The organism is Fictibacillus sp. BK138 (assembly GCF_004216955.1).
In the GTDB taxonomy this organism is placed as follows: Bacteria; Bacillota; Bacilli; order Bacillales; family Fictibacillaceae; genus Fictibacillus.
The window spans coordinates 32,072-55,612 of sequence record NZ_SGXL01000003.1 but is presented as its reverse complement, the minus strand read 5'-3'; the positions used below and the strand labels follow the sequence as shown (position 1 = coordinate 55,612).

At 36.6% G+C, this 23,541-nt stretch carries 20 protein-coding genes; 13 read left to right on the top strand and 7 right to left on the bottom strand.

The window, feature by feature from the left end; translation table 11 throughout:
• Positions 1–125: 125 nt before the first annotated feature.
• The gene (gene tsaA, locus EV282_RS18240; RefSeq protein ID WP_130297326.1) at positions 126–590 is read right to left on the bottom strand and encodes a tRNA (N6-threonylcarbamoyladenosine(37)-N6)-methyltransferase TrmO; all 465 of its coding nucleotides are present in this window, start codon (positions 588–590) and stop codon (positions 126–128) included.
• Positions 591–809: 219 nt separating this feature from the next.
• Between tsaA and EV282_RS18235 the strand changes: the two genes are divergently transcribed.
• The 5 genes from EV282_RS18235 to EV282_RS18215 all read left to right on the top strand — a co-directional run bounded on the left by EV282_RS18235 (position 810) and on the right by EV282_RS18215 (position 6,055).
• On the top strand, positions 810–2,144 hold the full coding sequence (locus EV282_RS18235) for a hypothetical protein (RefSeq protein ID WP_130297325.1): 1,335 nt from the start codon (positions 810–812) through the stop codon (positions 2,142–2,144).
• Positions 2,145–2,257: 113 nt separating this feature from the next.
• The gene (locus tag EV282_RS18230; RefSeq protein ID WP_130297324.1) at positions 2,258–3,445 is read left to right on the top strand and encodes an MFS transporter; all 1,188 of its coding nucleotides are present in this window, start codon (positions 2,258–2,260) and stop codon (positions 3,443–3,445) included.
• Between the two features lie 51 nt (positions 3,446–3,496).
• Positions 3,497–4,420 (top strand): hypothetical protein, encoded by a 924-nt coding sequence (locus EV282_RS18225; RefSeq protein WP_130297323.1) that lies wholly within the window; start codon positions 3,497–3,499, stop codon positions 4,418–4,420.
• 199 nt (positions 4,421–4,619) lie between these two features.
• A complete protein-coding gene (locus tag EV282_RS18220; RefSeq protein ID WP_130297322.1) occupies positions 4,620–5,162 on the top strand; it encodes a GNAT family N-acetyltransferase in 543 nt (180 codons plus the stop codon).
• A gap of 50 nt (positions 5,163–5,212) precedes the next feature.
• On the top strand, positions 5,213–6,055 hold the full coding sequence (locus EV282_RS18215; protein ID WP_165389534.1) for an alpha/beta fold hydrolase: 843 nt from the start codon (positions 5,213–5,215) through the stop codon (positions 6,053–6,055).
• Between the two features lie 115 nt (positions 6,056–6,170).
• On the opposite strand, the gene EV282_RS18210 is transcribed toward EV282_RS18215, so the two are convergent.
• The 3 genes from EV282_RS18210 to EV282_RS18200 form a co-directional block, all read right to left on the bottom strand.
• Positions 6,171–7,196 carry a hypothetical protein gene (locus tag EV282_RS18210; protein ID WP_165389533.1) on the bottom strand — a complete coding sequence of 342 codons (1,026 nt, stop codon included), beginning with the start codon at positions 7,194–7,196 and terminating at the stop codon, positions 6,171–6,173.
• Positions 7,186–7,728, bottom strand: coding sequence for an RNA polymerase sigma factor (locus EV282_RS18205; protein WP_130297319.1), 543 nt, complete (start codon positions 7,726–7,728; stop codon positions 7,186–7,188). The genes EV282_RS18210 and EV282_RS18205 overlap by 11 nt, the downstream gene beginning before the upstream one ends.
• 347 nt (positions 7,729–8,075) lie before the next feature.
• Positions 8,076–9,956 carry a bifunctional 2',3'-cyclic-nucleotide 2'-phosphodiesterase/3'-nucleotidase gene (locus tag EV282_RS18200; protein WP_242611954.1) on the bottom strand — a complete coding sequence of 627 codons (1,881 nt, stop codon included), beginning with the start codon at positions 9,954–9,956 and terminating at the stop codon, positions 8,076–8,078.
• Between the two features lie 724 nt (positions 9,957–10,680).
• Here EV282_RS18200 and EV282_RS18195 point away from each other — a divergent pair.
• The 5 genes from EV282_RS18195 to EV282_RS18175 all read left to right on the top strand — a co-directional run bounded on the left by EV282_RS18195 (position 10,681) and on the right by EV282_RS18175 (position 16,233).
• Positions 10,681–11,217: a GNAT family N-acetyltransferase gene (locus EV282_RS18195; protein ID WP_165389532.1), complete on the top strand. Its 537-nt coding sequence runs from the start codon at positions 10,681–10,683 to the stop codon at positions 11,215–11,217.
• 248 nt (positions 11,218–11,465) lie between these two features.
• Positions 11,466–12,434 carry a GNAT family N-acetyltransferase gene (locus EV282_RS18190; RefSeq protein WP_130297317.1) on the top strand — a complete coding sequence of 323 codons (969 nt, stop codon included), beginning with the start codon at positions 11,466–11,468 and terminating at the stop codon, positions 12,432–12,434.
• 47 nt (positions 12,435–12,481) lie between these two features.
• Positions 12,482–12,940, top strand: a complete 459-nt coding sequence (locus EV282_RS18185) for a DUF6843 domain-containing protein (protein WP_130297316.1) — start codon at positions 12,482–12,484, stop codon at positions 12,938–12,940.
• Positions 12,941–13,295: 355 nt separating this feature from the next.
• Positions 13,296–14,300 carry a serine hydrolase domain-containing protein gene (locus tag EV282_RS18180; protein WP_130297315.1) on the top strand — a complete coding sequence of 335 codons (1,005 nt, stop codon included), beginning with the start codon at positions 13,296–13,298 and terminating at the stop codon, positions 14,298–14,300.
• Between the two features lie 820 nt (positions 14,301–15,120).
• Positions 15,121–16,233, top strand: a complete 1,113-nt coding sequence (locus EV282_RS18175; protein ID WP_130297314.1) for a tyrosine-type recombinase/integrase — start codon at positions 15,121–15,123, stop codon at positions 16,231–16,233.
• 82 nt (positions 16,234–16,315) lie between these two features.
• Here EV282_RS18175 and EV282_RS18170 read toward each other — a convergent pair whose 3' ends face one another.
• The 3 genes from EV282_RS18170 to EV282_RS18160 all read right to left on the bottom strand — a co-directional run bounded on the left by EV282_RS18170 (position 16,316) and on the right by EV282_RS18160 (position 19,533).
• Positions 16,316–16,486, bottom strand: coding sequence for a GNAT family N-acetyltransferase (locus EV282_RS18170; RefSeq protein WP_130297313.1), 171 nt, complete (start codon positions 16,484–16,486; stop codon positions 16,316–16,318).
• A 51-nt stretch (positions 16,487–16,537) separates the two neighbouring features.
• Entirely contained in the window at positions 16,538–17,674 is a 1,137-nt protein-coding gene (locus EV282_RS18165; RefSeq protein ID WP_130297312.1) for an aminopeptidase, read from the bottom strand.
• Positions 17,675–17,841: 167 nt separating this feature from the next.
• Positions 17,842–19,533 (bottom strand): M3 family oligoendopeptidase, encoded by a 1,692-nt coding sequence (locus EV282_RS18160; RefSeq protein ID WP_130297311.1) that lies wholly within the window; start codon positions 19,531–19,533, stop codon positions 17,842–17,844.
• Positions 19,534–20,095: 562 nt separating this feature from the next.
• Between EV282_RS18160 and EV282_RS18155 the strand changes: the two genes are divergently transcribed.
• From EV282_RS18155 to EV282_RS18145, 3 genes are all read left to right on the top strand, one after another.
• Complete coding sequence (locus EV282_RS18155; protein ID WP_165389531.1) at positions 20,096–21,460, top strand: M1 family metallopeptidase; 1,365 nt, start codon at positions 20,096–20,098, stop codon at positions 21,458–21,460.
• A gap of 28 nt (positions 21,461–21,488) precedes the next feature.
• A complete protein-coding gene (locus EV282_RS18150; RefSeq protein ID WP_165389530.1) occupies positions 21,489–21,968 on the top strand; it encodes a DinB family protein in 480 nt (159 codons plus the stop codon).
• A 238-nt stretch (positions 21,969–22,206) separates the two neighbouring features.
• Entirely contained in the window at positions 22,207–23,454 is a 1,248-nt protein-coding gene (locus EV282_RS18145) for an aminopeptidase (RefSeq protein WP_165389529.1), read from the top strand.
• Positions 23,455–23,541: the final 87 nt, after the last annotated feature.

The window sequence follows — 23,541 nt, the reverse complement described above, 5'->3', positions numbered from 1 at the left end:
ATCTTGAACAAGAAGTGTAATAAAAGTTCCTTTCTAGAAGCTTAACTATTACACTTCTTGAGCATTACTACCCGAATGGACTTTGGAGGCTACCTTTAAGGGAAAGAATCGGTCAATACAACTTATCAGAAAGTATAATTTTTCATTAATTTTTTCATCCAGCTCGGTATCTGAACATCCTCTCTTCTATCGAAGCTCGGGATATAAGGTTTAATATCTAGAACTGACGTTCCACTGTTTGCGTCTAACCCCTTCACATAAAGGGCATCTTCTGTTACTGAGATGATCTCAACCGCTGTTATTCCGATGGGGTTTGGCCGATGTTTAGTCCTCTGGGCAAAATATCCTTTATCCCGCAATGGGGTATCTCCATGCGGCGTTGAAACCTTCTTTCTTGTCGGATTTTCTCTACCACTCTCCACCATATAAAAGATCACAATTGCATGCGAATACTCATCAAGTCCTGCTAGCCCATCCAAATAAGCGGGATGGATTAGTATCTTTGAAACGAGATCTCTCCACTTGTTTTTCGTTCTTTCTTCAGTATTTGAGCAGACAGTACCTAACTCTTTCAATTCAATCGAGTCCAATCGTGCTACCTTCTTTCTATTTTGTTTAAAGTTGTTGAATCCGTTCCAAATATTTAATAAAATATAAAATGACTAGTTAGTTTTTATAATAACCTTTTTTCATCATAATTCAACAAATTAATGGAGAAGCGGGGAATAGAATTGGGTAAAACTAAAAAGCTCTTCATTGGAATTTCACTCTTTATTGGGTTTATCCTTTATACGAAATATGAGGAAACAATGGGATCAACAATGAGAATCGATCCAGAAATGTTTGAAGTCGTGGAGAGCTGGGATGACCTCGCTGAAGCAGAATCGTCGCTTTTTCCTGACTTAAAATTTCCGCTATCCTTTGATTTATTCGAAGACAGTAATATCACAATTCCTTTAGAAGGAAAACAACGGGTCTTAAAGATCGAAAAAAGATGGGGGGACGGCACACGGTTCTGTTTGATCTATAGCGTGGACATTAAAAGGCGTGACAAAGATGAACAAAGCGTGCCATCTCTTAGTGCAGATACGGTTAGACTGACACTAGACGATGGTCAAGAGATAGACATTCCTGCCGTTGTAGAGAACAGTCCTTCTGAGGGTTTCGTTTTAAAGAATCGCTTGTACCGTTCAATGATAATCACTCCTGAAATTGAAATCGAAAAGTTTGATGCCCAACCTCTTCTGGATAAGATCAAGGCAAGTTCTCGAATAGAGTTGAAGGGTGTCACTATGGCGTATGGGTCTGAGAACAAACATATACAGCAGCTCGCTTTCAAACTACATCCCAACAAACCGGGTTCTTTGCCAGACACGATAGGCAAATACAGTATGGATAAAGAGTTATCACTGCAGACAGGGAATCAAGTCAGGTTACAGCAGCTTGAGGTATTTGAGACAGGAGCAAGGATCAAAACAGACCAAAAACTCGATTCCGACATAATAGGATTCATCGGTGAGATCAACGAGAAGAATGTATCTACCCCTACGTACTATAGGGTCTTTGAAGATGAAAAGGGAACGACTTATCTAGAGAATAATTCCATCTTACATCATCTGTTGAACATCGAAGGTACGGAAGATAGAGTCAGCTTTACCTTTACACATGTAGTAAAAAAATCGAAAAACGCTTATTCTTTTTCTGTTTTGGGGGACGACATCGAGACGATGTACCAACAGAACAAAGATGTTCTTAAAGAAGAGTTGGTGACAAACGAACATGGAAATAGGTTGTTCTATAAGGGATTGGTCTCAGCTGATGGTGTAAAACAGGGGACTATAAAACTTCAACTTGAGAAAGAGGACGATCTATTGGGTTCATACTCGATGCTACAACCATCTTCGAATGAAGAAGGAACCAATCACATGAACGATAAAATTACAATCCAAGACCGCTCTGGAAAGTATATAGAGGATTTTATCATCGTGCATGACGTTGAGGAGGGGAAAGAAATGAAGACTATTCATTTTGCGAATGGTATCCCAGAAGGTGATCTCAAGATCACAGTATCAAATCTGACGTACATCGAGCCGTTGAAGATACCGGTCGAAAATCCTCTTGAGTGGAATATAACTCATCATTAATAACAGAGCTGTTAAAAGGTTCTCGCTCTTCGCTGTTAGATGAATCTATTATTAGCGAGCACATAATGGACTGAAATGGTACTCATTTTTTATGTTGAGAAGGGAACAGGAAAATGAAAAAAGTAGCGCTATTATATACAAAGGCATTTTCAGAGATGGGAACCATTATGGAGATGGTGGTAATGAACACCATTATCTATATGGAAACGGGAAGCGCTACATGGCTTGCGGCCTTATTTATTTTGAGGGTAGCGGGAGGGCTTATTTCAAGTTTATTTTCTGGAGTACTTGCTGACCGATTTGATAGAAGACTTTTAATGATCATTAGTGATCTTGCAAGGGTGATCTTTCTTCTCTTACTCATTGTATTACCGAATCCTCTCATGTTCTTAATTAGTGCGTTTGTATTAGGTTTCTTCAGCGGTTTCTTCAATGTAAGTTTCAATGCAGAAGTACCACAGATCTTCGGAGAAGATAAGGTTTTAATAACTAACGCCATGATCTCCCGCCTTAGTGCCATCAGTATGGTCGTAGGGTTTTTAGCATCTGCTATGTTATCAAGCTTTGTTGATTATCGTTTGATAATCGCTATTGATGCATTTACCTTCTTACTATCTGCACTCGTACTTTTTCTATATAAATGGAAAAGACATAGTGATAGAAAAATCAAATCAAATATGAGTTGGTCTTCTGATATCAAAGAAGTAACGGGATTTATCCGAGAGAATCCCGTATTAGGTATTCTGTTCGCTCTTTTTCTTGTTCAAACATTTGCAGCGAGCTCCCATAATCTAGGTATTCCACTATTAGCCGAGAAGATTAATCCAAATAATATCACTTATTATCAAGGGATTATCTGGGGAGTGTGGGGAGGAGGATGCATCCTTTCTACAATGATCATAAACAAAATCAGTTTCATTAAAAGAAACTATTTTCTAAGCTATATTGGGATCTCCATCATGATCTCGCTTTGCTTCATACTCGTTCTGTCGACAAATAATTTGTGGCTGATTTTACCTTCTGCTTTTGTGACAGGTGTATTTGATGCAGGAGCGAGTACAATCTTCACTACAATGGTCCAAAAGTCAGATAACGTTATCCGTGGAAGAGTATTTGGAGTAGTAAATCTTGTGAACAGGTTAGGATTCATGATGGGATTCATCATCGCTTCAATCATGATTAAGCTTATAACGATGCCTCAGTTGGTCTGGCTTTTCCATGGCATGGTTCTCGTTACATGTGTACTAATTATCATGTTGTGCAAGAAAAAGAAAACTTTAATGGTCGCGAGGGCAGGTTAATCTAGATGATATAAATTATTAATTGCACGACTAACAAAAGGAGAAACACATATGAAAAATCCAGTAAAAAAAATGATACTTTTCAAAGGTGAGAAGTATTTAGTCTGCACAGGTCTTCTAGGTGTACTCATGGGAATACTCTGTCTGGCACTCATAATGTTTCAGGGATCGATTGTTCGACCGCAGGGGGATTTGTTCAATGCAGTTTCATTCAATATAGCTTTAGGACTATTCATCCTTACAACAGCAGCATTCATACCTCTAGCTAATTTTGGGGTCCGTTCGGCATCCTGGTTCCGATGGATATTAATCATAGCTACTATCTATTGCTATGGGTTGGAGACGGTTCAAAACATAAGGGGGATAAATCCCCGTTTCGCACAAGAAGGTAATGCTCATGATCATATCTTTGGTGCTATCTTTGGTTTGTTTTCTATCTTAATCATTGTTTGTTATATTATTTTGGCAATTAAATTCTATCTTAACCGGAACGTCCACAAATACAACCTTCTCATGAAAGGAATCTGCTATGGTATGGTTTCCATTATGATAGGATTCGCTAGTGGAATCTGGATGATAATGGAACAGGGGAGATATTCAGGAGCGACTGGAGATATATTGTGGTTACATGGTCTAAGTTTTCATGGGCTGCAGGCAATACCTTTATTAGCATTGTTTATCATGAAGTCAAAGATTATTGTGAAAAACAAGATCCGTCTCATTCATATCGGAGGAATCTCATGGTGCCTAGCTCTCGTGATCTTAGGGAATCAGACATTTCTCGGCAAGTCTATATTCGAACCTTCAGTTCATTCTGTTGCTTTGACATTTATCTTATTCCTATGGGTAACAATTTTTTTGGGGATTATGTCCAATGTAATCAATCAAGAGTACAGAAAGATAAACTCTGAAATACAAGAATATAAAAAAGAAGGCTCGATTATCTTCCTAAATAATTATAAAAACAAAGATTAACTTATACTGTAACTTATTTTCCGATTAAATTCATTCTAAAGTAGCGAATTGAACCACGGTTAAATATTATAATTTCATTTACCGTAAGTTTAAAAATCGTTGTGAACGTGATTTAATTAGATATCATTTTGACTTACTTCAGTCTATATAATAAAATTAAACTATCTAGTCAGTTTATTGAAAATGAGGAGAATATAGAATGGAACATGCTAACAAATTATTAGAAGGAAACAAAATCTACTTAAGACCCCTCGAACAGTCCGATAAGGAGTCTATATATCTAGCACTTACGAATGAAGAAGTAAGAAAGATGACAGGAAGTAAAAAGGTATTTACTAGAGAACAAATCAATGGATATTATGACAGGATCTCTTCTGACGATAGCCGTGTTGATCTCACGATCTGTACCCAAGAAGATGATGAGGTGGTAGGAGACATCTCAATCTTAGAGATCAATCCATTGAATCGTAATGCATACATACGTGTGGCGTTAAATGAACCAAAGTATTTTGGTAGAGGGTATGGCAGCGAGGCAATGAAGTTAATGGTCAAATTTGGGTTTCAAACTCTCAATCTTCACCGGATCGAACTGAACGTTTACAGTTTTAATGAACGCGGGATCAAAACATATGAAAAGCTAGGCTTTAAAAAAGAAGGGGTCCAGCGTGAGGCGTTATTCTATGAAGGGCAGTACCATGACTCAATCATAATGGGCATCTTAGAAAGTGAGTTTATTGAATAGAAATATGATTCCAACAACCATCTAAAAATAGAAATGTGAGGCATATGATTATGAAACTTTTAAATGTGAACGACACGAACATTGCGGTGTATGAACAACCAGGTGAAGGGGAGCCATTACTTCTTCTTCATCCAGGTGGGTTCTTCGCTTCATTTGTATGGGATGAGTTTATTCAGCTCATCAACAAGAGTCATAGGGTAATAGCTATCGACATCCGAGGACATGGAAATTCTGCACACCCTGAATCTGGTTATGACGTATCCGTCCTGGCAAAGGATATCGCTCGTGTACTTCAGGAATTAAAGATAGACCATGTTCATTTGATCGGAAGTTCATTAGGTGCTGAACTCGGCGTTTACTTTGCGGCTACCTACCCAGAATTGATACAATCTTTAACTCTTATCGATGGTGGAATACTTAACATCGTGGGTCCTTATGGGGAGAGAGATGGGACAAAAGAAGATTTTATCAACGAGATATTGAACAGTCCGGTCCCTGAGTTTGAAAATAGAGAAGAGTTCGTCGACTTCATGAATGAGAACGCGAAAGATTTCGCAAGTGTTGCCGACAGGATTAAACTATACAAAACGTTAAACGGGAAGTATACATTCAAGAAGAGAGCGGATATCACAGCAGAAATTTTGAGTTCTCTCTGTGATTTAGATATGATTACACTCTATCAGAACATTACGTGCCCCGTCCTATTTTTACCAGCTGAACTCGAACCAAAACTTGAACTTAAGCTTCAAATGATTGAAAAGATAAAAGAGAAGATTACAGTTACAGATACAAAGGTCATACCTGAAAGCAAACACATCATGATGCTCAATCATAGTAACGAAATATATGAACATTTCCTGAAGTTCTTAGCACGATTAAAAGTGAGCAGTTAATCAAAAAGCACCTAAGGTGGTGCTTTTTTTATTGACTTCAAATGATGAAATGATTGAGACTCATCATAAAATAAAAAAAACTGCCTGATGATTCAGGCAGCTTGTAAAATAAAATTTAGTTGATCGTTTCTCCATCTTTGCTTCGAACGATAATTTCATCAAACGGTTTACTAATATATGGACCGATCTCCTTTGAGGAAAGTATCTCTTTAACTGTTCTTTTAATATTTTTTGCGACCTCAGGAGCACTTGGATCAGTACTGTTTATTGAAGTCTTTACGAACAATACGAGTTTTCCGGACTTCTCTGAATACCCTAATCCTGAATATTTAATCTCTTTGTTAACTGATAGAATCTCATCGATCCTTGAGTCAAAGGAGTCAGCATTAAATGTTGTTTGATCAACAATTATTTTGAAATCACTCTCGTCTTTATTCCTTAAGTACGAATGGACTGCGCTATTTATCTCATTTTCCCGATGTTCTGTTGTGGGTATAACAATCCTTAATAAATTGGAATCTTCCTCAGTCGTAATAAATGTACTCCATACTAGGTATCCCTTGTCCTTTAGCATGTCTTTTACATCATTTGCTAAATTTCGCTTTTCCTTTTGTTCCTTAGTATCAACATGTGCGGGATTTCTTGTATCATGAACTACTTTTAAGGAGTAGGAATCGTACCCCTTCATAGATAGGATTCTATTTCCTGTACGTATTACATCATCTTTTGTTTTTGAAAAAAAGTCTTCTGTTCCACCTATATAAACATCTATGGTTCTTTCAGATGTCCTTTTACCAATACTGTTCACCTGGAAATCGTTATCTAGAAATTCATCCCATAAGATATCTCCAATTCCTCTTGAATCAAATACCACCCCAAAGTAGGGAATATACGTTGCCATCTTGGCAACTGTAGGAAAGTAAAATGCAGATCCAACAAACATTGAGAAAGCAACCATCGCTGCAGAACTGTAAAGTAAAGCTGATTTCTTGATACTTCTCTTTTTACTGATTTCTCTGTTCGCTGTAAATCCACGTGCCCTTTCTTTTAAAAATTCAGATGTGCCATTCACAAACTCTGGTCTAGGATCCAAATTGTAAGATTCTTTTATCATAGCGATCATTTCCTTTTCAGTGTGCATTAGTAACCACTCCTTTAATATCATAGTTTAATTTTTTTTTCAGCTCTTTCAGAGCACGATGGTAGTCTACTTTAACTTTTGCCTCTGTGCAGTTAAGTATCTGTGCTGTTTCCCTTACAGAGAACTCATTGATCCCCCGTAATATGACGACCGTTCTATGGATTGGCTTCAATCTACTTACGGCCTTGTAAACTATCGTTTTCATCTCATCATCTTCCACTAAATCTGTGGGACCTTTCTCTACTGAAGGCAAGCTGTTAAGACCACGCTCGTTGAAAAAAATAGAAGTAATCTTCTTCTTTCGATGTTGATCGATCGCTACGTGTTTGGCGATTGAGAAAATCCATGTCTTTAACTTGCTGTCTTCACCTTTGAAGGTTTGCAAACTATTCAACACACGGATGAAAACCTCCTGAGTTAAGTCCTCTGCTTCGTGTCTATTACCAGTAAAGGTGATGAGGAAGCGATATACATCAAGGTGATGTCGATGAAAAATATTATCTATCCTCGTTGTTAAATCGTCGTTTTGCATTATGTTGTATCACTCCTTTTAAGTGTTCATGTATAAATCGTAAAGTTAAGCCGTGTGGTTACAAAAAATTATAAGAATTGATCTTATTTAAATGACTCCGTCAATTAATACTAATTAGTCATTAAAAAAACTTTTATAAAAAACGATAGGATAAGAACATCTTGTGTGGGGTGAGAGTAGATAATATCCAGGAAGATATTTGAGGAACTATTGGTTACATGAAGAACGTGTTAAATTGTCTACAAAATCTTTGCTTCTTGAAGTTTTAGAAGAGTAGACGATCAATCGAATAGACATAAGGAAAAACCCCAGATATTTTCCGGGGTTTCTGAGTTCGTACAAATAAACTATTGTAAATCGATCGAAAAAATCCCGAAGTCTTTCGCGTCTTTCTTACCCGTAAATTTAATGTTACTTTCTGGTGTCAAGTAAGCTTCGGCATTAGGAGAAGAAGTGAATGTTACGTTTACACTGTCACCGGTGATCGGGGCAATAGACCAGTTGGCGTCAGCTGTAGGATTGATCTCCTTTACTTCAGAGATGTAATCCATTAAGATCTGACGGTTCTCATCCGCAGAATCTACCACATACTCACTGCCTTTGACGCCAGGGAAGTTACCTCCTCCTGAAGCACGGTAATTATTCGTCACTACGATGAAATCTTGGTTAGGGTCTACAAGTTTTCCGTTATAAGATAGGTCTATGATGCGGCTTGCATCTGAAACCTTTAATCCTTTATCGTTATAACGCGCCGGTTTTGTCACATCTACTTTGTATGTTACCCCATCGATCACATCAAAGTTATAAACAGGAAACAAGTCGTTGAACAAAGGCTGTTCTCCTGATTTTGCAGGATCGATCTGATTGAACTTGCCTGCTGACATCTCGAGCCATTCTTTGACCACTGAACCTTTTACTTTGATTGCTTTCAACGTGTTGTCATAAAGGTAGAGGTCACCTGCACTACGGATCGTTAAGTCACCCTTGGAGATCTCCGTGTATTCTGTCACGCCGTTACGTCCTGCTTTAAAAGGTGCCCCGACAGACAAGATCGGCAGATCTTTGTACTGAGGTTTGTTGTTCTGGATGTATTTTTCAACGTACCATTTCTGAGCGTTCGTTACTACTTGGATGGATGGATCATCCTGAACGAGCGCAAAATAGCTATGAATCGGTGCAGTAGTCTTTCCTATCGGTGTGTTTACGTATTTGATCGTTGCCTCATGTTCATTTTTTACAGCGTTCACGATCGCTTGATCTTCAGCTGCTTTATATCCTGTTACTTTATCAAAAATCGCGCGGGTAGAAGATTGTGTGTTATATACTTCCCATTTCCCTTTGACAAACTGGATGTCTAGGTCGATCAAGCCTAAGTTGCTTCCTCCGTAACCTGCCTGGACAGCTGCTACTCCATTGATGGTTCCTTTCGCGTTGTTTACACCAGGAAGTACGTTACCTTGAGCATCCTTAAACAAAATATCCAATGATTTCTCATCAGCAGCAGGGAACACCTTATGGGTATGAGAGAATGTGATCGCATCAATACCAGCTACTTTACTGAGTGAGTAGATCACGTCTTCGGTGTTATCAGCCTTAGCACTGAATCCAGAATGGGTGAGAGCAATAACGATATCTGCACCCTTCTTCTTCATCTCAGGTACATACTTCTTAGCCGTCTCGACGATACCTCGTGCTGTTACTTTACCTTCTAGGTGCTGCTTGTCCCAGTCAGTGATCTGAGGGGTCACCAATCCAATGTAACCGATTTTTACCGTCTTTTGTTTTCCGCTGATATCGGTCACCTTCTTCTCAACAATTCTGTAAGGAGAGATGAGGTGTTTATCGTTGTTCGGGTTCTTATCATTATCCTTTTTATACACGTTTGCGCTTACGTATGAAAAATTCGCATCGTTGATGGCTTCACTTAAATAGTTAAGACCGTAGTTGAATTCATGGTTTCCAAGAGTCGCCATGTCATAACCTAAAAGGTTCATAGCTTTATAAGCAGGGTGTACTTCTCCCTTTTTCAAAGGATTAATTTTAGCTTTATAAGTACCAAGAGGTGTTCCTTGAAGCAGGTCACCATTGTCCACTAGGACATTGTTTTTTACTTCTTTCCTCGCTTGTTTTATCAATGTTGCTGTCTTAGACAATCCAACAACATCAGAAGGTGCTGCTTTATAATAATCATAGGCTGCAAAGTTAGTGTGCAGGTCAGTCGTCTCCATCACACGTAACTTAAAAGGAGCACTAGTAACCGGTATTGCTGCATTCTTTCCGTTCGCTAGGACAGATACCTGAACCCAATTATCTTTTGAAAGTGAATCGAAGCTAACCGTAAACTTTTCAGCTGTCTTAATATCATTTTCAATGGAAGATTCTGAAACTACTTTATTCCCGTTCATCAGCTTAAAGACTACTGTCTCTAAACCAGGACTGCTTTTTTTAGGAGTGACCGTTACGGTTGCTTTCGTGCCTTTACTCATATCCACATAGGGTGTCGAAATAGTAAAAGGCTCAATATTAATTTTTTTTGTTGCAGCTTTGATGCTTGCTGGAAAAACCACTTGGGAAGTACCGACACCAAGTGCAAGACTCATCGCTAAGGTTTTAAGCAACCCTTTTTGAATGTTCATACTTTCACTTTCCTCTCATAATTTAACTTCAAAATTATTATACATTTTATAATAAAAAATAACCAGTCAGTTTTTTAAAATATCAAACCCTTAAACTTCTGTTTAACAAAATTTACAATAAACTGACTGGATAGTTTTGTAAAAATATAGTATTCTTTATAAGAGGAATTTAATGAGAGAAAGCTCTTTATCTACTTTTGGTGGTTATAGATTTAATTAGATCAATAAGTATATGGAGATGATTTAATATTAAGTTACCAGATTTTAAAGCAGATAAACTTTGAATAATGTGCACTTTAAAAAGGAGGGTATCAATTTGTTTTGTGTTAGTGAGAATTTATATTTAAGAGACGTAAAATTATCAGATAGCTCTATAGTAGCAAAGTGGAAAAATGATCCCTTAATTAGAGAACTATCAATCGGTCTAGATACGAAGATAACTAATGAAAATCAGGAATCCGATATTAAGAAGAGTATTGAATCAAAACAACCATATTATATTATTTCTCTAAAAGATTCAGATAGACCAATTGGATATATAAGATTAAATTGGATGGATAATTCAGAAAGATTTGGATGGTTGCGTTTTGGTTTAGGAGAAGAAAGAGGAAAAGGTTATTCAAAAGAAGCACTAAGTTCTTTTTTACAGAAAGTATTTTCTAATGATACACATAGGATAGATGCAGAAGTTTATGCGTTTAATAAGATAAGTCTTAATCTGCTAAAATCACTTGGATTCATTCATGAAGGCACTCGAAGGAATGCTTATTATACAAAAGGAAGTTTCTTTGATGTATATACACTTGGATTGTTAAAAGGTGAATTTAATTATATTAAAAGGGATGATAAATAATCAAAGTGGGTTCTGTTAAAGCGTATGTTTCTTTAAGGAGTATAAATGTCGCTTTTTATTAATTTTATAAAAGTCTATTTATGATTTACAGAAAGTAATAGTTTACATGAAAAATGCATTACTTGAACAAAATGGAACTTTACTTAGTAGAGATAGATCAATAAAGAGATTCGTTATTGGTATGACAGACTATTAATGTATGTCTTGTCTATGGATATAAAATCAATCGATGGAAGGAAATTTTCCGAATGATAAGGCTCAGAGATGTAAATTTACCAGAAGACTATGAAGGGATATCAAGACTGTTAAATCTAATTGAACCAGGATCTACTAACATTGATTCTCTAAAACAAGAAGATCAAAATATCCCTCAAACAAATAAATTGGTTATAGATGAAAATAATAGATTAGTTGGTTTTGGACGAACAAGAATAGTTGCCGAATCAAATGCTGGAATCGTAGGTTATGGTGTGGTATGGCGGACACCTTGGACAGAACCTGGGCAGCTATCAAGCCTTTTTTGTGTACACCCTAGTAAATGGGGAAGAGGAATTGGAAGTATGATTGTAAAGGAATTGGAGAAATGGGGATTGGAGCAGGGTGCATCGGTATTCGTATCTGAATTGAAAGATTGGATCCCAAACTCCTTACCGTTTGCCGCAAAACATGGATACAAAAAGGATGCACATGTGTTCGATCTGGTTTTAGATCTGATGAGTTTTGAACCACCGGAAGAAAATACTATTAATGAAATCAAACTTATTCCTTTAACTGAAGCCATGAGCGATGCGAATAAAATAAATCTGTATAACCTTTATATCGAAACTATGAGGGATAACCCAGGTGCACTGGAGTTCAATCCTCCTTTTGACGAATGGTTAGATGAACAGCTCCCTGAGGACAGGCTGGTTTTAAATTGCTCGTTCGTCGCTATAGCAGGTGGGAAGTATGTGGGGATTACCACTATATTCAATACCGATGAACCAGGAGTGTATTACACAGATTATACCGGTGTTCTCAAGGACTATCGGGGTAAGGGAATCGCAAGAAGCTTAAAACTAAAATCTATTCACTCTGTCATTAGCTTAGGTGGACGATGGATGAAAACCGAGACAGAAGAGAACAATTTCTCCATGCAACATCTAAACAGGGATTTAGGGTATATCCCCGGTAAGGGAGCATTCAGAATTATGAAACCACTTCATAAAGTTGAATAAAAGATGGAAGAGACAATTTGATTATATTCCGAGAACGGGTGGGTTCTTTGAAGTACAAAATAGGAATAGTTATGGTAATTCTTGTTTTTTTAGCAACTTTCTACTTTTTTACAAATAGAAACAAAACAGGAGTAGACCAAACATATTTACTGCCGATGAATTTTAAAGGTTGTGTAGTGATAAATTATGATGTGATAAAAGCACCACCATTGCAGATCAAGAATAATGAGATTACCTATACGGTACCTGATGACGGTATCATTGATACTTCTTCACCGATGGAATATGGATGGGTTAATAAAAATCATTCAGGAGCACTCCGAATAAATGCATTCTATGTGGACGAAAACAGAAAAAAAGTTAAAAGGGTTCCACAGAAGGAAATTCGTTTTGGTGCTACAGGTTCTATGCAGGAAGCAGGGCAACCTGAGAAAAAATATCGATATCAAATTTTTGGTTCTAAAGAGATCGAAAATCAAGGGTGTCCGGCAGTAATGTTGAATTGAATTTATATCATGAAATATTCCTCTAGCATATTAAACTATATAAGTTAAAAAGCGCCTAGATAAAAATTAGCGGGTTCTCTTTTGGAGTACAAAACAGAAAAAGTAATGCAAATAGCAAGCTAATTCGCATATGAATTAGCTTACTTATTTTTGTTGTTATCAACGTTTATTAGATTTTTAGTTCCGTTTTAGCACCCCAATTCGCACAGGTTTTAGCAAGATGACAAAAAGATTAAAAGGCGGTTAGAATAATTTTGTTCTAGATTATTAAGCAGATTATTGGAAGAAGGATTTCCATAATTTGTAGAGAATAATAAGGGTTTTATACAAATTATGATTTTAAAGGAGTAATATAATGGTGCATTTAGATAAATTGGTTACTTGGGTGGAGAATATAAGGGAAAAAAATAAGAGTAGTAGCTCATCATTATATATTATGAAAGATAACGAGGTAATACTTGAACATTATAATGGCTATCATTCTAATTCTGCTGAAGCAACTCCAATCACTTCTAGCTCTCAATTTAATGTAGCTTCTGCTAGAAAGAGCTACCTCGGTTTAGTAATCGCTTATGCTCTTTATGAAGGGAAAATTAAGAGTCTCGATGACTATGCGATTGATTACTTTGGAGACATGGATGGTCAGCTGCTCGGTAAAACAACTTTACGTCATTTAGTCACCCACTCACACGGGTTGCACGAAAAAGAGGATGGTACTATTTTTCGAGAGTTTGAACCTGGACAAGGATGGGCTTATAGAGGGATTAATGTGTTAATGATGACAGGACTAGTAAACCGTCTATTTAACATGAGTTTTCCAGACCTTTTGAAGGAAAGAGTCTTTTCACCTTTAGGTTTTAAGGAAACAGCTTGGCAAACAAAAGAGAGTGAATTATTAGTAAAACAAATCGTTAATCCAGAAGATGAGGGTTCATTCAAGTTGGGAAACTCAACAGATGGAACAGAATCAAACTTACATACCTCTGCACGAGAGTTTGCACAGTGGGGAAACCTTCATCTAAACAAAGGTTTTGCAATGGGGAAGCAGATTGTACCAAAAGAAGTTATTGAAATTGCTACAAAAGTCCAAAGCCCCATTTACAGAGATAATAGACTTCCTAAAAATGGTTTGTTTTGGTATGTACAAGGAACTCCAGCAGTATACAGTGAGCTTGGAGATAGAGTTCCAGAAGAATCTTATCAAATATTAGGAATTACAGGCCCAACTCTTCTTGTCATTCCCAAATACAATGTAGTAGTGGCAAAAATGTATAACAAAAGATATAACTACGGGGGAGATAATTACCTTTACTACTTGAGAGAATTTAGTAATTTAGTTGCTGATATTTTTCGCAAGTAGTTTGTATGCTTAAGTAAGCCATATTGCTACTTATGTTGAATAAGAAGGCCCAAAAACAGATCCATTGCTGCACAGTTCGTTGAAGGATGAATTTTTCTTTGATTTACTATTTTAATAATTTCACGTTCCATAATTGAAAATGAAATTTAAAATACCAATTCTATAATAAGTAAAAAATGAAAACATGACGAACACGAATAATACCTGGAAAACGGGTGTATTCGTGTTTTTTGTGATATGAGGGATAATACGAATTCTGCTTTATTAGAAAGCGGAAAATGATTAAAGCATGTGAATACAATCAAGGAAAAGATGGTAGTAGGATATACTGTATCGACAAAGCTTGTAAAGTGCCGGTGATTTTTGTTCCTTTACAGAAACGGTAAACAGCCATTTTATAACATCAGGTGCAAAAGATTCATGTCCTCCAGTAGTTTACGTTGAAATTCATTGAATTTAATATTACTCATTGTTTAATCTCTGTTTCCTCATTTGATTTGATTATAAAAGGTTTATCGCAAAAGAACAAAAAAACCCGAATAAGGGATTTTTATAAGTGTCCATTATATGGGAGGACAGTTCATTTTAACAATGGTCTTTTACCTTTTTAGTTATATTTGACGGAACGTAAGTTCGATAATATACTTATTTATAATAATCAAGATAAGGATGTATTATCTTGATTGGGAAAATAAACTTACTATAATATATAGATAATAGTCTATTAAATTAGTGATAGTGTTAAAATAAGTTAAAGACTTTTTAAAAAGTACTAAATAAAGATAAGTTGATTCTATTTTCAATATGAGAGGAGAGTCACATGAATAATCTGGAAGTTATAAATGGAAGTAAGAGAAGTGAAGAACTAAACCAGTTGATACATAATTTGGAAAACAAGAATTTCTTAGATGAAGATCGAAACCTAAACTTGAAAGAAGCGAGCGAACGGGATTTTATCGAGATGTTCTTTTTTGCGCGTGTTTTTATTAAAGGAAAAGAGTTCTCGGACCATACGAAGCGAGCGTACCGAGCAGATGCAAAAACGCTGCTCGATTATTTGGCACAAAACGAACTCTCTTTTTCAGATATCGGATATCCTGAAGTAAAAGCGTATAACGAACACATCTCTGAGAAGTACGCAGCCAAGACGGCCATCCGTAAACTAGAGTTCTTTCGTAGACTGCTTGATTTCGGATACGACACGAAGTATTACTCATCACCGCTCTCTCGTTGGATCCATAAACCTGCAGTAAAACGGGGCCACTATTTAAATGAAGAGAATAAGAACCGTGTTCAGCTACGTGAATTGAACCAGGAAGATGCGGAAAGGTTAATTGAATACTTTCCCAAAGTGGTTCGAACGAACAACAAACGGGAACACCTTCAGCAACGAAACTTACTCCTTGGTTATCTCCTTTACACAACCGGACTTCGTGCGAGTGAGATCGTAAACTTAAATAAAGGAAGTTTCTATTATCGTCGGGGTGAACTTTGGGTCAATGTAATTGGTAAGGGTGGGAAACATCGAGAAGTCCCAATACGAGAAGAAACAGAAAACGAACTTCTACGTTATCTTGAAATCTGGGAAGGAAACACGCATATAAATTCGAGTGATGAAACACCTCTATTTTATTCGCTTTATAATAAGGAAGAAACTCGTCAGAGAATTACCTATAATCACCTTTATAAGATCGTAAAAGAGGCGGTCCGAGTTGCAGGAGTGAACGATAAAATCAGTCCTCACTGGTTCCGTCATACTTTTGTCACTACGATGCTTGAAAATGAAGTACCTCTAGTGGATGTTAAAGAATGGGTGGGTCATTCTGACATATCAACAACAAACATTTACTTAGAACGAGTAAATAAAGGGAAGAGCTACCAGCGCTTACAACGGGTTCAGCTGTTCGAAAAAAAAGAAATTGAGGATCTTTAGAAAGAAAACTGATTAAAAAAAAGGCGTATAATACGCCTTTTTTACATTTTTCATCAAAACTTAGAGACCTCATCATTTAGTATCATATGGATTCAATATAATCTCTTTTTAAAAGTCCCATTAAGATATTGTCATGATAGTTACCATTAAAGTAAAGGTCTTCTCTTAATGTACCTTCTATCATAAAACCAAGCTTTTGATACGCTTTGATGGCTCTTTCGTTATAAGAGAATACATTTATAGCGATCCACACATATACAAAAATCCCGTTTGTTTTTTCGCCATTTTGATGTTCTTTTTTTCACTAAACGGTAACTGTGTCTTTTTCATCAACCAGATGCTCTGGATTCAGGGGTAGTAACGAATCGATGACAAACAGGCCATCTTTTCGTATTAGTACACCATCAAACCAGATTTCTCCTCCACCATATTCAGGTCTTTGGATGTTCACGATATCCCAGTGGATCTTGGAATCGTTGCCGTTATATGATTCATCTTTATAGGCTTGACCAGGTGTGAAGTGAAAACTTCCTGCGATCTTCTCATCAAAAAGTGTGTCATTTATAGGATTGAGAATATATGGATTTACACCAATCGCAAATTCTCCTATAAATCTTGCACCTTCATCAGTATCAAGTATTTCTTTTAACTTTTTCTCATCATTTGAACGAGCTTCAATAATCTTTCCGTTCTTAAACTCAAATACTATGTTAGAAAATGAAGTGCCTTGATAAGTGGATGATGTATTAAAAGAGATAGTGCCGTTTACCGATTCTCTTACAGGAGCAGTATAGATCTCGCCGTCTGGAATGTTGACCTCGCCTGCACATTTGATCGAACCTTGGCCTTTTATTGAGAATTCCAAATCAGTGCCCGGGCCTTTTATATGAACATGATCCGTCTTATCTAAAAGTTCTTTAAGGTTATCCATAGCACGGTCCATCTTAGAATAATCAAGTGTACAGACTTTAAAAAACATATCTTCAAACTCTTCAAGTGACATCCCTGCTTTTTGAGCCATTTTAGCATTAGGATAGTTCAATAAAGACCACTTAACATTATTGATCAAATGATCCATGTATGGCTTTCGTGCTTTTTGGTTGAGGAGTCTCTTTTGCGGATCTATTTTGGAAAGCTCTAGGTCGTTTCGCGAGCCGTATATTCTTATACTCGCTTTCATCTCATGGATAGTTGCTAAATCTAATTTTTGTTTAAGTGCTTCTCTCTCTTCAGAAGAACCTTCGATCAGAAGTCTTTGCAGTTCTTCATCGATTAGATTTACAAACGGAAACGCATCCCTTTTATAAGCCTCTTTTACTAGCTCTTTTGCAAGTTCACTACCGTCCCCATAGACATCAATCATTAAAGTCTCGTGCGGTTGGATTTTTACAGAATGATCTAGCAATATTTCGGCAAGTTTGGTTAAGCGCTGATCTCTCATTCTCTTACCCCCATCTTTAAATGACTACTTAGTCTATATTAAATTTAAACTTCTGAATTGTCAATCAATTGACACGGGGCTGTCATTGTTAATTACTCATGATTCTAAACATCCATTCAAAAGACGAAGAGTGTTACTCGGTAAAACAGCAGTAAAGCCATCGTTTTTTAGTTCAATCTATTAAAAATTTCATTCTTTACGTCCATGATGATAGAAGGGAGACACCCTTTCTCAAAAGGGGACACCAGATTTGTTTTCTCGATAAGATCCAAAAATGAAAGTGTTCCTCCATATTTACATAATTTTACGAAATCCCCCCATGTTTTAACTGGGTCATTCTTGTAACTCTTCCAGAATTGCATGGCACAAACATGTGCTAGTGCATAGTCGATGTAATAGAAAGGAGAGAAGAAGATATGACTCTGCTGTTGCCAAAAGTTCCCCTTCAAAAGGTATTCATTTGAATCATAGTCCCTGTTTGGAAGATATTTTTTTTCGAGATCTTTCCAAACTTGTTTTCGTTCTTCTTTACTAAGTTCAGGTTGGTCATATATGACATGTTGAAATTCATCTACCGCACAAACATAAGGCGCCATCTGAAAGTGCTGAAGGATTAACTTTTCTTTGTATTTCTCACTATCTTCTGGAGTGAAAAAGAGATGATACCAAGGCTCTGTCAATATTTCCATAGACATTGACGCAATCTCTGTAACTTCATAAGTACCAGCCAAGTACTCTGGAACCGGTTTGTCTCTACAAAGATAGAACTGGAACCCATGACCAGCCTCGTGCAACAAAGTTCTCAAATCGCTTCCAGTACCATGGATACTTCCAAACATAAAAGGCGCTTTGTAATCTCTGATAAAATTAATAAAAGCACCACTTACTTTATTCGGCCTATTCACCAGGTCCATCAATTCGTTATCAACCATATATGTAAAAAACTCTTTTGTCTCCTCAGACATCTCGGTAAACAGTTTTGTTCCTGCTTTTAAAACATCTTCTAGTGACTTCTGCAACAAAATGGGGTCTTCTTTAAAGAAAATCATCTCATCATAAAATTTTATGGAATCAAGACCTAGTCTAGATCGCTTTCTATCTTCGATCTCTTTAATAAAGGGAACAACTGATTCAGCGACTTGATCTCTGAACTTGGAAACTAGTCCTTGGTCATAATCCGATCTCTTTAACCGATTGTATCCAAGCATGATAAAGTTCTCAAAACCTAGTTTCTTAGAGATTTTAGTACGAACATGGACTAACTTTTCAAATAAATCATCGATTTCTTCTTCGAGCTCAGAGAATATTTTGAACTTTATCGTAAAGCCCTTTATTCGTGTCTGCCTGTCCTTATCATTAAGCAAGGGTATAAGTTCATTCAGTTTCCAAGTTCTGTCCTCAAATTTAGTAGTAGCTGTTCCTAATAATTTCCTATATTCAGTAACTAGACGGTTCTCTTCAGTAAGGTATGGGACGATATCTTGTGAAAACGTACTTTTGTAGGACTCTGCAATAACAAAGAGTTGGGTTCCTAATATCTGTTCCAACCTCTCTCTTAGGGGAGCTTTTAACAAACTAATGTAATATGTAGAAACAAGTTTAGAGAAAAACGGTCCATGACTATCGAAGTAAGTCCTTTCTTCTTCGTAAAACGAATTTTTTAGATCAGCATAATATCTCAAGCTTGCTATAGCCTGCATTGTTTCAAACCCAGACCTTAAGCGATTAATAACCCTAATGGCTTCAAGCACTTCATCTAAGTCATTCGATTTTTCTAATGTTACACAACAGGAGTGAAACTGTTCTTCCAACTCACTTATTTCTGGTCTTGTATACTGCATATCAGTAAATTTAATCATTTTCTCTTCATTCCTTTATTTATTTTAATCAACCAATTACTGTTAATAGTAATTTTATTTACTTTAAAAAGCAATAGATATTCTGATCACTATGAATAGATAAGGGGTAAAACATGGTAATACTTACATATATTGAAATGAATAAATATCAAAGGGAAAAAACAAAATGTATTGACTAGGTAAAAACAACATGTAATAATAACATTAAATAAACTGTTTAGTCAGTTTTTAATCGTGATTATATCTCTTCTCTTGTTTTTTGAGGAGTATAGAATACGTCTAATTTTATCGAGTCTTCCCTTTTTTAAACTTCACGCCACATTGAGTTAGACCATCTCAAGGTGGCGTGAAGTTTATTCTTTAGAGTAACTATTGAAGAAAGTAGGCTAATATGAATTCTGCGTATGATAAGCTCCTAAAATCAACTTAAAATATTAGGATTAGATCGGGTGAAAACATGAGAAAATTTTGTATTGTAATAGGACTGTGTCTTTTAATTAGCTGTTCAGATAAAAATAACTTAGTGAACGAAGAAAAAAACAAGAAAAAGGTTCACAATGAAATGAGTTATAAAAAGTCAGAACCCAGGCTAATCGTGCAGAATAGTATGGTTGAAAACACAGAAACATTTTCAAACACATTAAAACTTAATGAGAATGCAGCTTCTTACAATCTAGATATAAAAATGCATCCTTCCGGTAAATTTGATGTCATGGCGATTATTCAGGTAACTAACAAATCTTCTGAGAGTTGGAAGGAGATTTTATTTTATCTTATTCCGAATATGTATACTGAAAAAAATAAACCGGAATCTATACCTGGAGCATCCGAACTTAAGATCGGCAAGATAACTGTAAATGGGGCAGAGACATCGTATGATCTATATAAAGATACTCTTAAGATAAATCTTAAGAGTAAGCTTGCGCCGAGAAACCATGCCGAGGTCAGGGTCAGATATTCTTTCACCTTGCCCGAGGAAGGGAAAAGATTTGCGATTAGGAATGGGAATTTCTACCTTGCTGAATGGTATCCTATGCTCGTCACGTACCGGTCTGGCTGGGAAAAGGAAGAATACAATTTCTTTGGTGAGTCCTATCACACCGATTATAGTGATTTTAAAGTTCAGCTGGAACTGCCGAGTGAAGACTATTTAGTCGCGAGTACTGCTGATACAGAAACATATGAACAAGTTAAGAAAAAATTATTTAAGACAAGTAGAGTAAAAGAATTTTATATAGCAATCATGAAAGAGACCTTCGTCAAGAAAAAAAACATCAACGGCACAGAAATAAGGTTAATCGGAAACAAAGTTGATGAAAGTTTTGGAGACCAATATCTAGAGACGGCGATAAAAGGATTCTCTTTTTTCGAGAAGCATCTAGGAGACTATCCTTATAAACAACTCGATATCATCATGAACGGGGATGGTATGGAGTATCCCGGTATCGTTACAGTTGGTACTGGCGCCATTAACGAGCATGTGGTCATTCATGAAGTTGCGCACCAATGGTTTTATGGGTTGGTAAGCAACAATCCCTATCATACCGCTTTTGTGGACGAGGGGTTAACGAACTTCGCTACTTATCTCTACTTTATTCTAGAGGGGAATAATAAACCTGAAGAGGTATTTAGCGATGCAAATGCTTCCGTACAGAAGGCCAAAGAGACAAACACTATGCAACACAGCAACTTAAGATTATCAGAATTTGATCCAAACGGTTACATGGCTGCTGTTTATGAGACTCCCGCTTTAAGACTTTGGGAACTTTCAAAAAGACCGGATAAAGCTCTAGAGTACTTGAGAACCTACTTTCAAACGTATAAATACAGTGAAGTAGATACCCAGGAGTGGGTACGGTTCACCAAGTCGTATTTTAATATAGATGATGACGATCCATTAAAACCTTGGATCGAGTTTGGGGAATGAAATTTTCATATGAATCATGGAGGATCAAATGGAGAAAGATCTTATTCTGCAACAGAAAATTGAATTTATTCATTGGGTGACCACTTTAGAAGAGATGTCTGATGAACAATGGTTTCAACCTTTAAAACCAGGGACATTATGGGGGACCGCTGATATCATATCACATCTATTATTTTGGGATAGATTTGTTATTGAAAACAGACTCAGCTTTCTACTAGAGAATAAAAAGTTTCCTAGACTATCAGTCGATGCTGAAGAAAGAAATCTAGCTGCATCAAATTATGCAAGAGCAGGCATTTCAAAAGTAGAGCTCATAGAAGAATATGTAACAACAGCTCGAGAGCTAGTATCTCTTATCGGGAAAATCGATCCTAAAAGCTTTAAAGAACCTTGTCTTGAACAAGAGCAATTGCTCCTTGGTGAATATTTTGAGGGGTTGATTCAACATGAAATGCAACATAAAAAACAAATAGAATCTTTGATGGAACAAAACGAAATCAACTATTAATAGATAAAAAAGATTATATTCTTTCTTTTGTAGAAGGAAACAGCATTAACATAATAAGGACACTTATATTATCGCAGCGGAAACTGTTCTTTTTTGATTAAGAACTACATTGATTATAAGTCTTAAAAAGTGAAATCTCTTTTCCTTGGTCTGTAATAGAATGATAAATATTAACTTTATAATAGTATTGTAATAACACATGATTAATGTATTTCAAATATTGGTAGGAGGGGTTATTATGAAGAGTTTTGAAGAAAAGTTAAATCAATATGCTGAAATCGTGGTCAAGGTAGGTCTGAATATTCAAAAGGGGCAAAGACTACTTATCAGTTCCCCAATAGAATCTGCTGATTTTACAAGAAGGGTCGCAGAATACGCATATAATAATGGATGTAAACAAGTTTTCGTTGACTGGGACGATCAAGAATTAAATCGAATCCATTACTTAGGTGCCACCGATGATGTTCTAAAGAACTTTACTCAGCAATGGGACGTTGACAAATTCAACAGCCTCGCTGATCACAACGACTGTATGCTGATGATCACAGGCAATGATCCAAACGGTTATGTCAGCATACCGCCTGAACGCATCATGTTTGTACAAAAAGATCGTAGTGAAAAGCTGCAATCAGTTTTCAGTAAAAGGTTAAGAGGTGATATGCATTGGGCGATAGTCGGAGTCCCTACTAAAGCTTGGGCAAAGAGTATCTATCCAAAGATGGAGACAGATGAGGCGGTAGCTGAACTCTGGGAGGCTATCTTTAAAACTGTAAGAATCGATCAACCAGAGCCTATAGCCTCATGGCATGAACATTCTACCACACTGACGAAAAAGGTTGATTATCTAAACGAACAAAGATTTAAGACCCTTCACTATAAATCAAAAGGAACCAATCTCACAATCGACTTGCATCCAGACCACACTTGGGTTGGAGGTGGTCATCATTCAACTTTCGGAACGTATTACATACCAAACCTTCCGACTGAAGAAGTATTTACATCACCTCATAAATATGGAGTAAACGGAACAGTATCCAGTTCAAAGCCATTATCTGCTTTTGGGAACTTAATAGAGAACTTTACTTTAACATTTAAAGAGGGAAGAGTTGTTGATTTCACTGCAGAAAAAGGATATGAAACGTTACAGCAGCTTTTGAATATGGATGATGGTATGCTATATCTAGGAGAAGTGGCTCTCGTACCACATGATTCACCAATTTCTAACTCAGGTATCATCTTTAATAATACTTTGTTTGATGAAAATGCATCTTGCCATCTAGCTCTTGGAAGGGTGATCACGATGGCACTCAAAGATGCTAAGAATTTAAATCCTGAGGATTTTGAGGAGAAAGGCATCAACTTTAGCAGTGGGCATACAGATTTCATGATCGGCTCCGAAGATCTGGAGATAGAAGCAGAGTATCATGATGGTAAAAGAGTACATCTGTTTAAAAATGGGAACTGGGCAACTTTACAAACAGTATAATAGATCACCATGGAAAGGGAACCTCAAGAAGGTTCCTTTATTTTTTTGAAAAAAACAATAGGATTGAATGAAATACGATTGGACTTT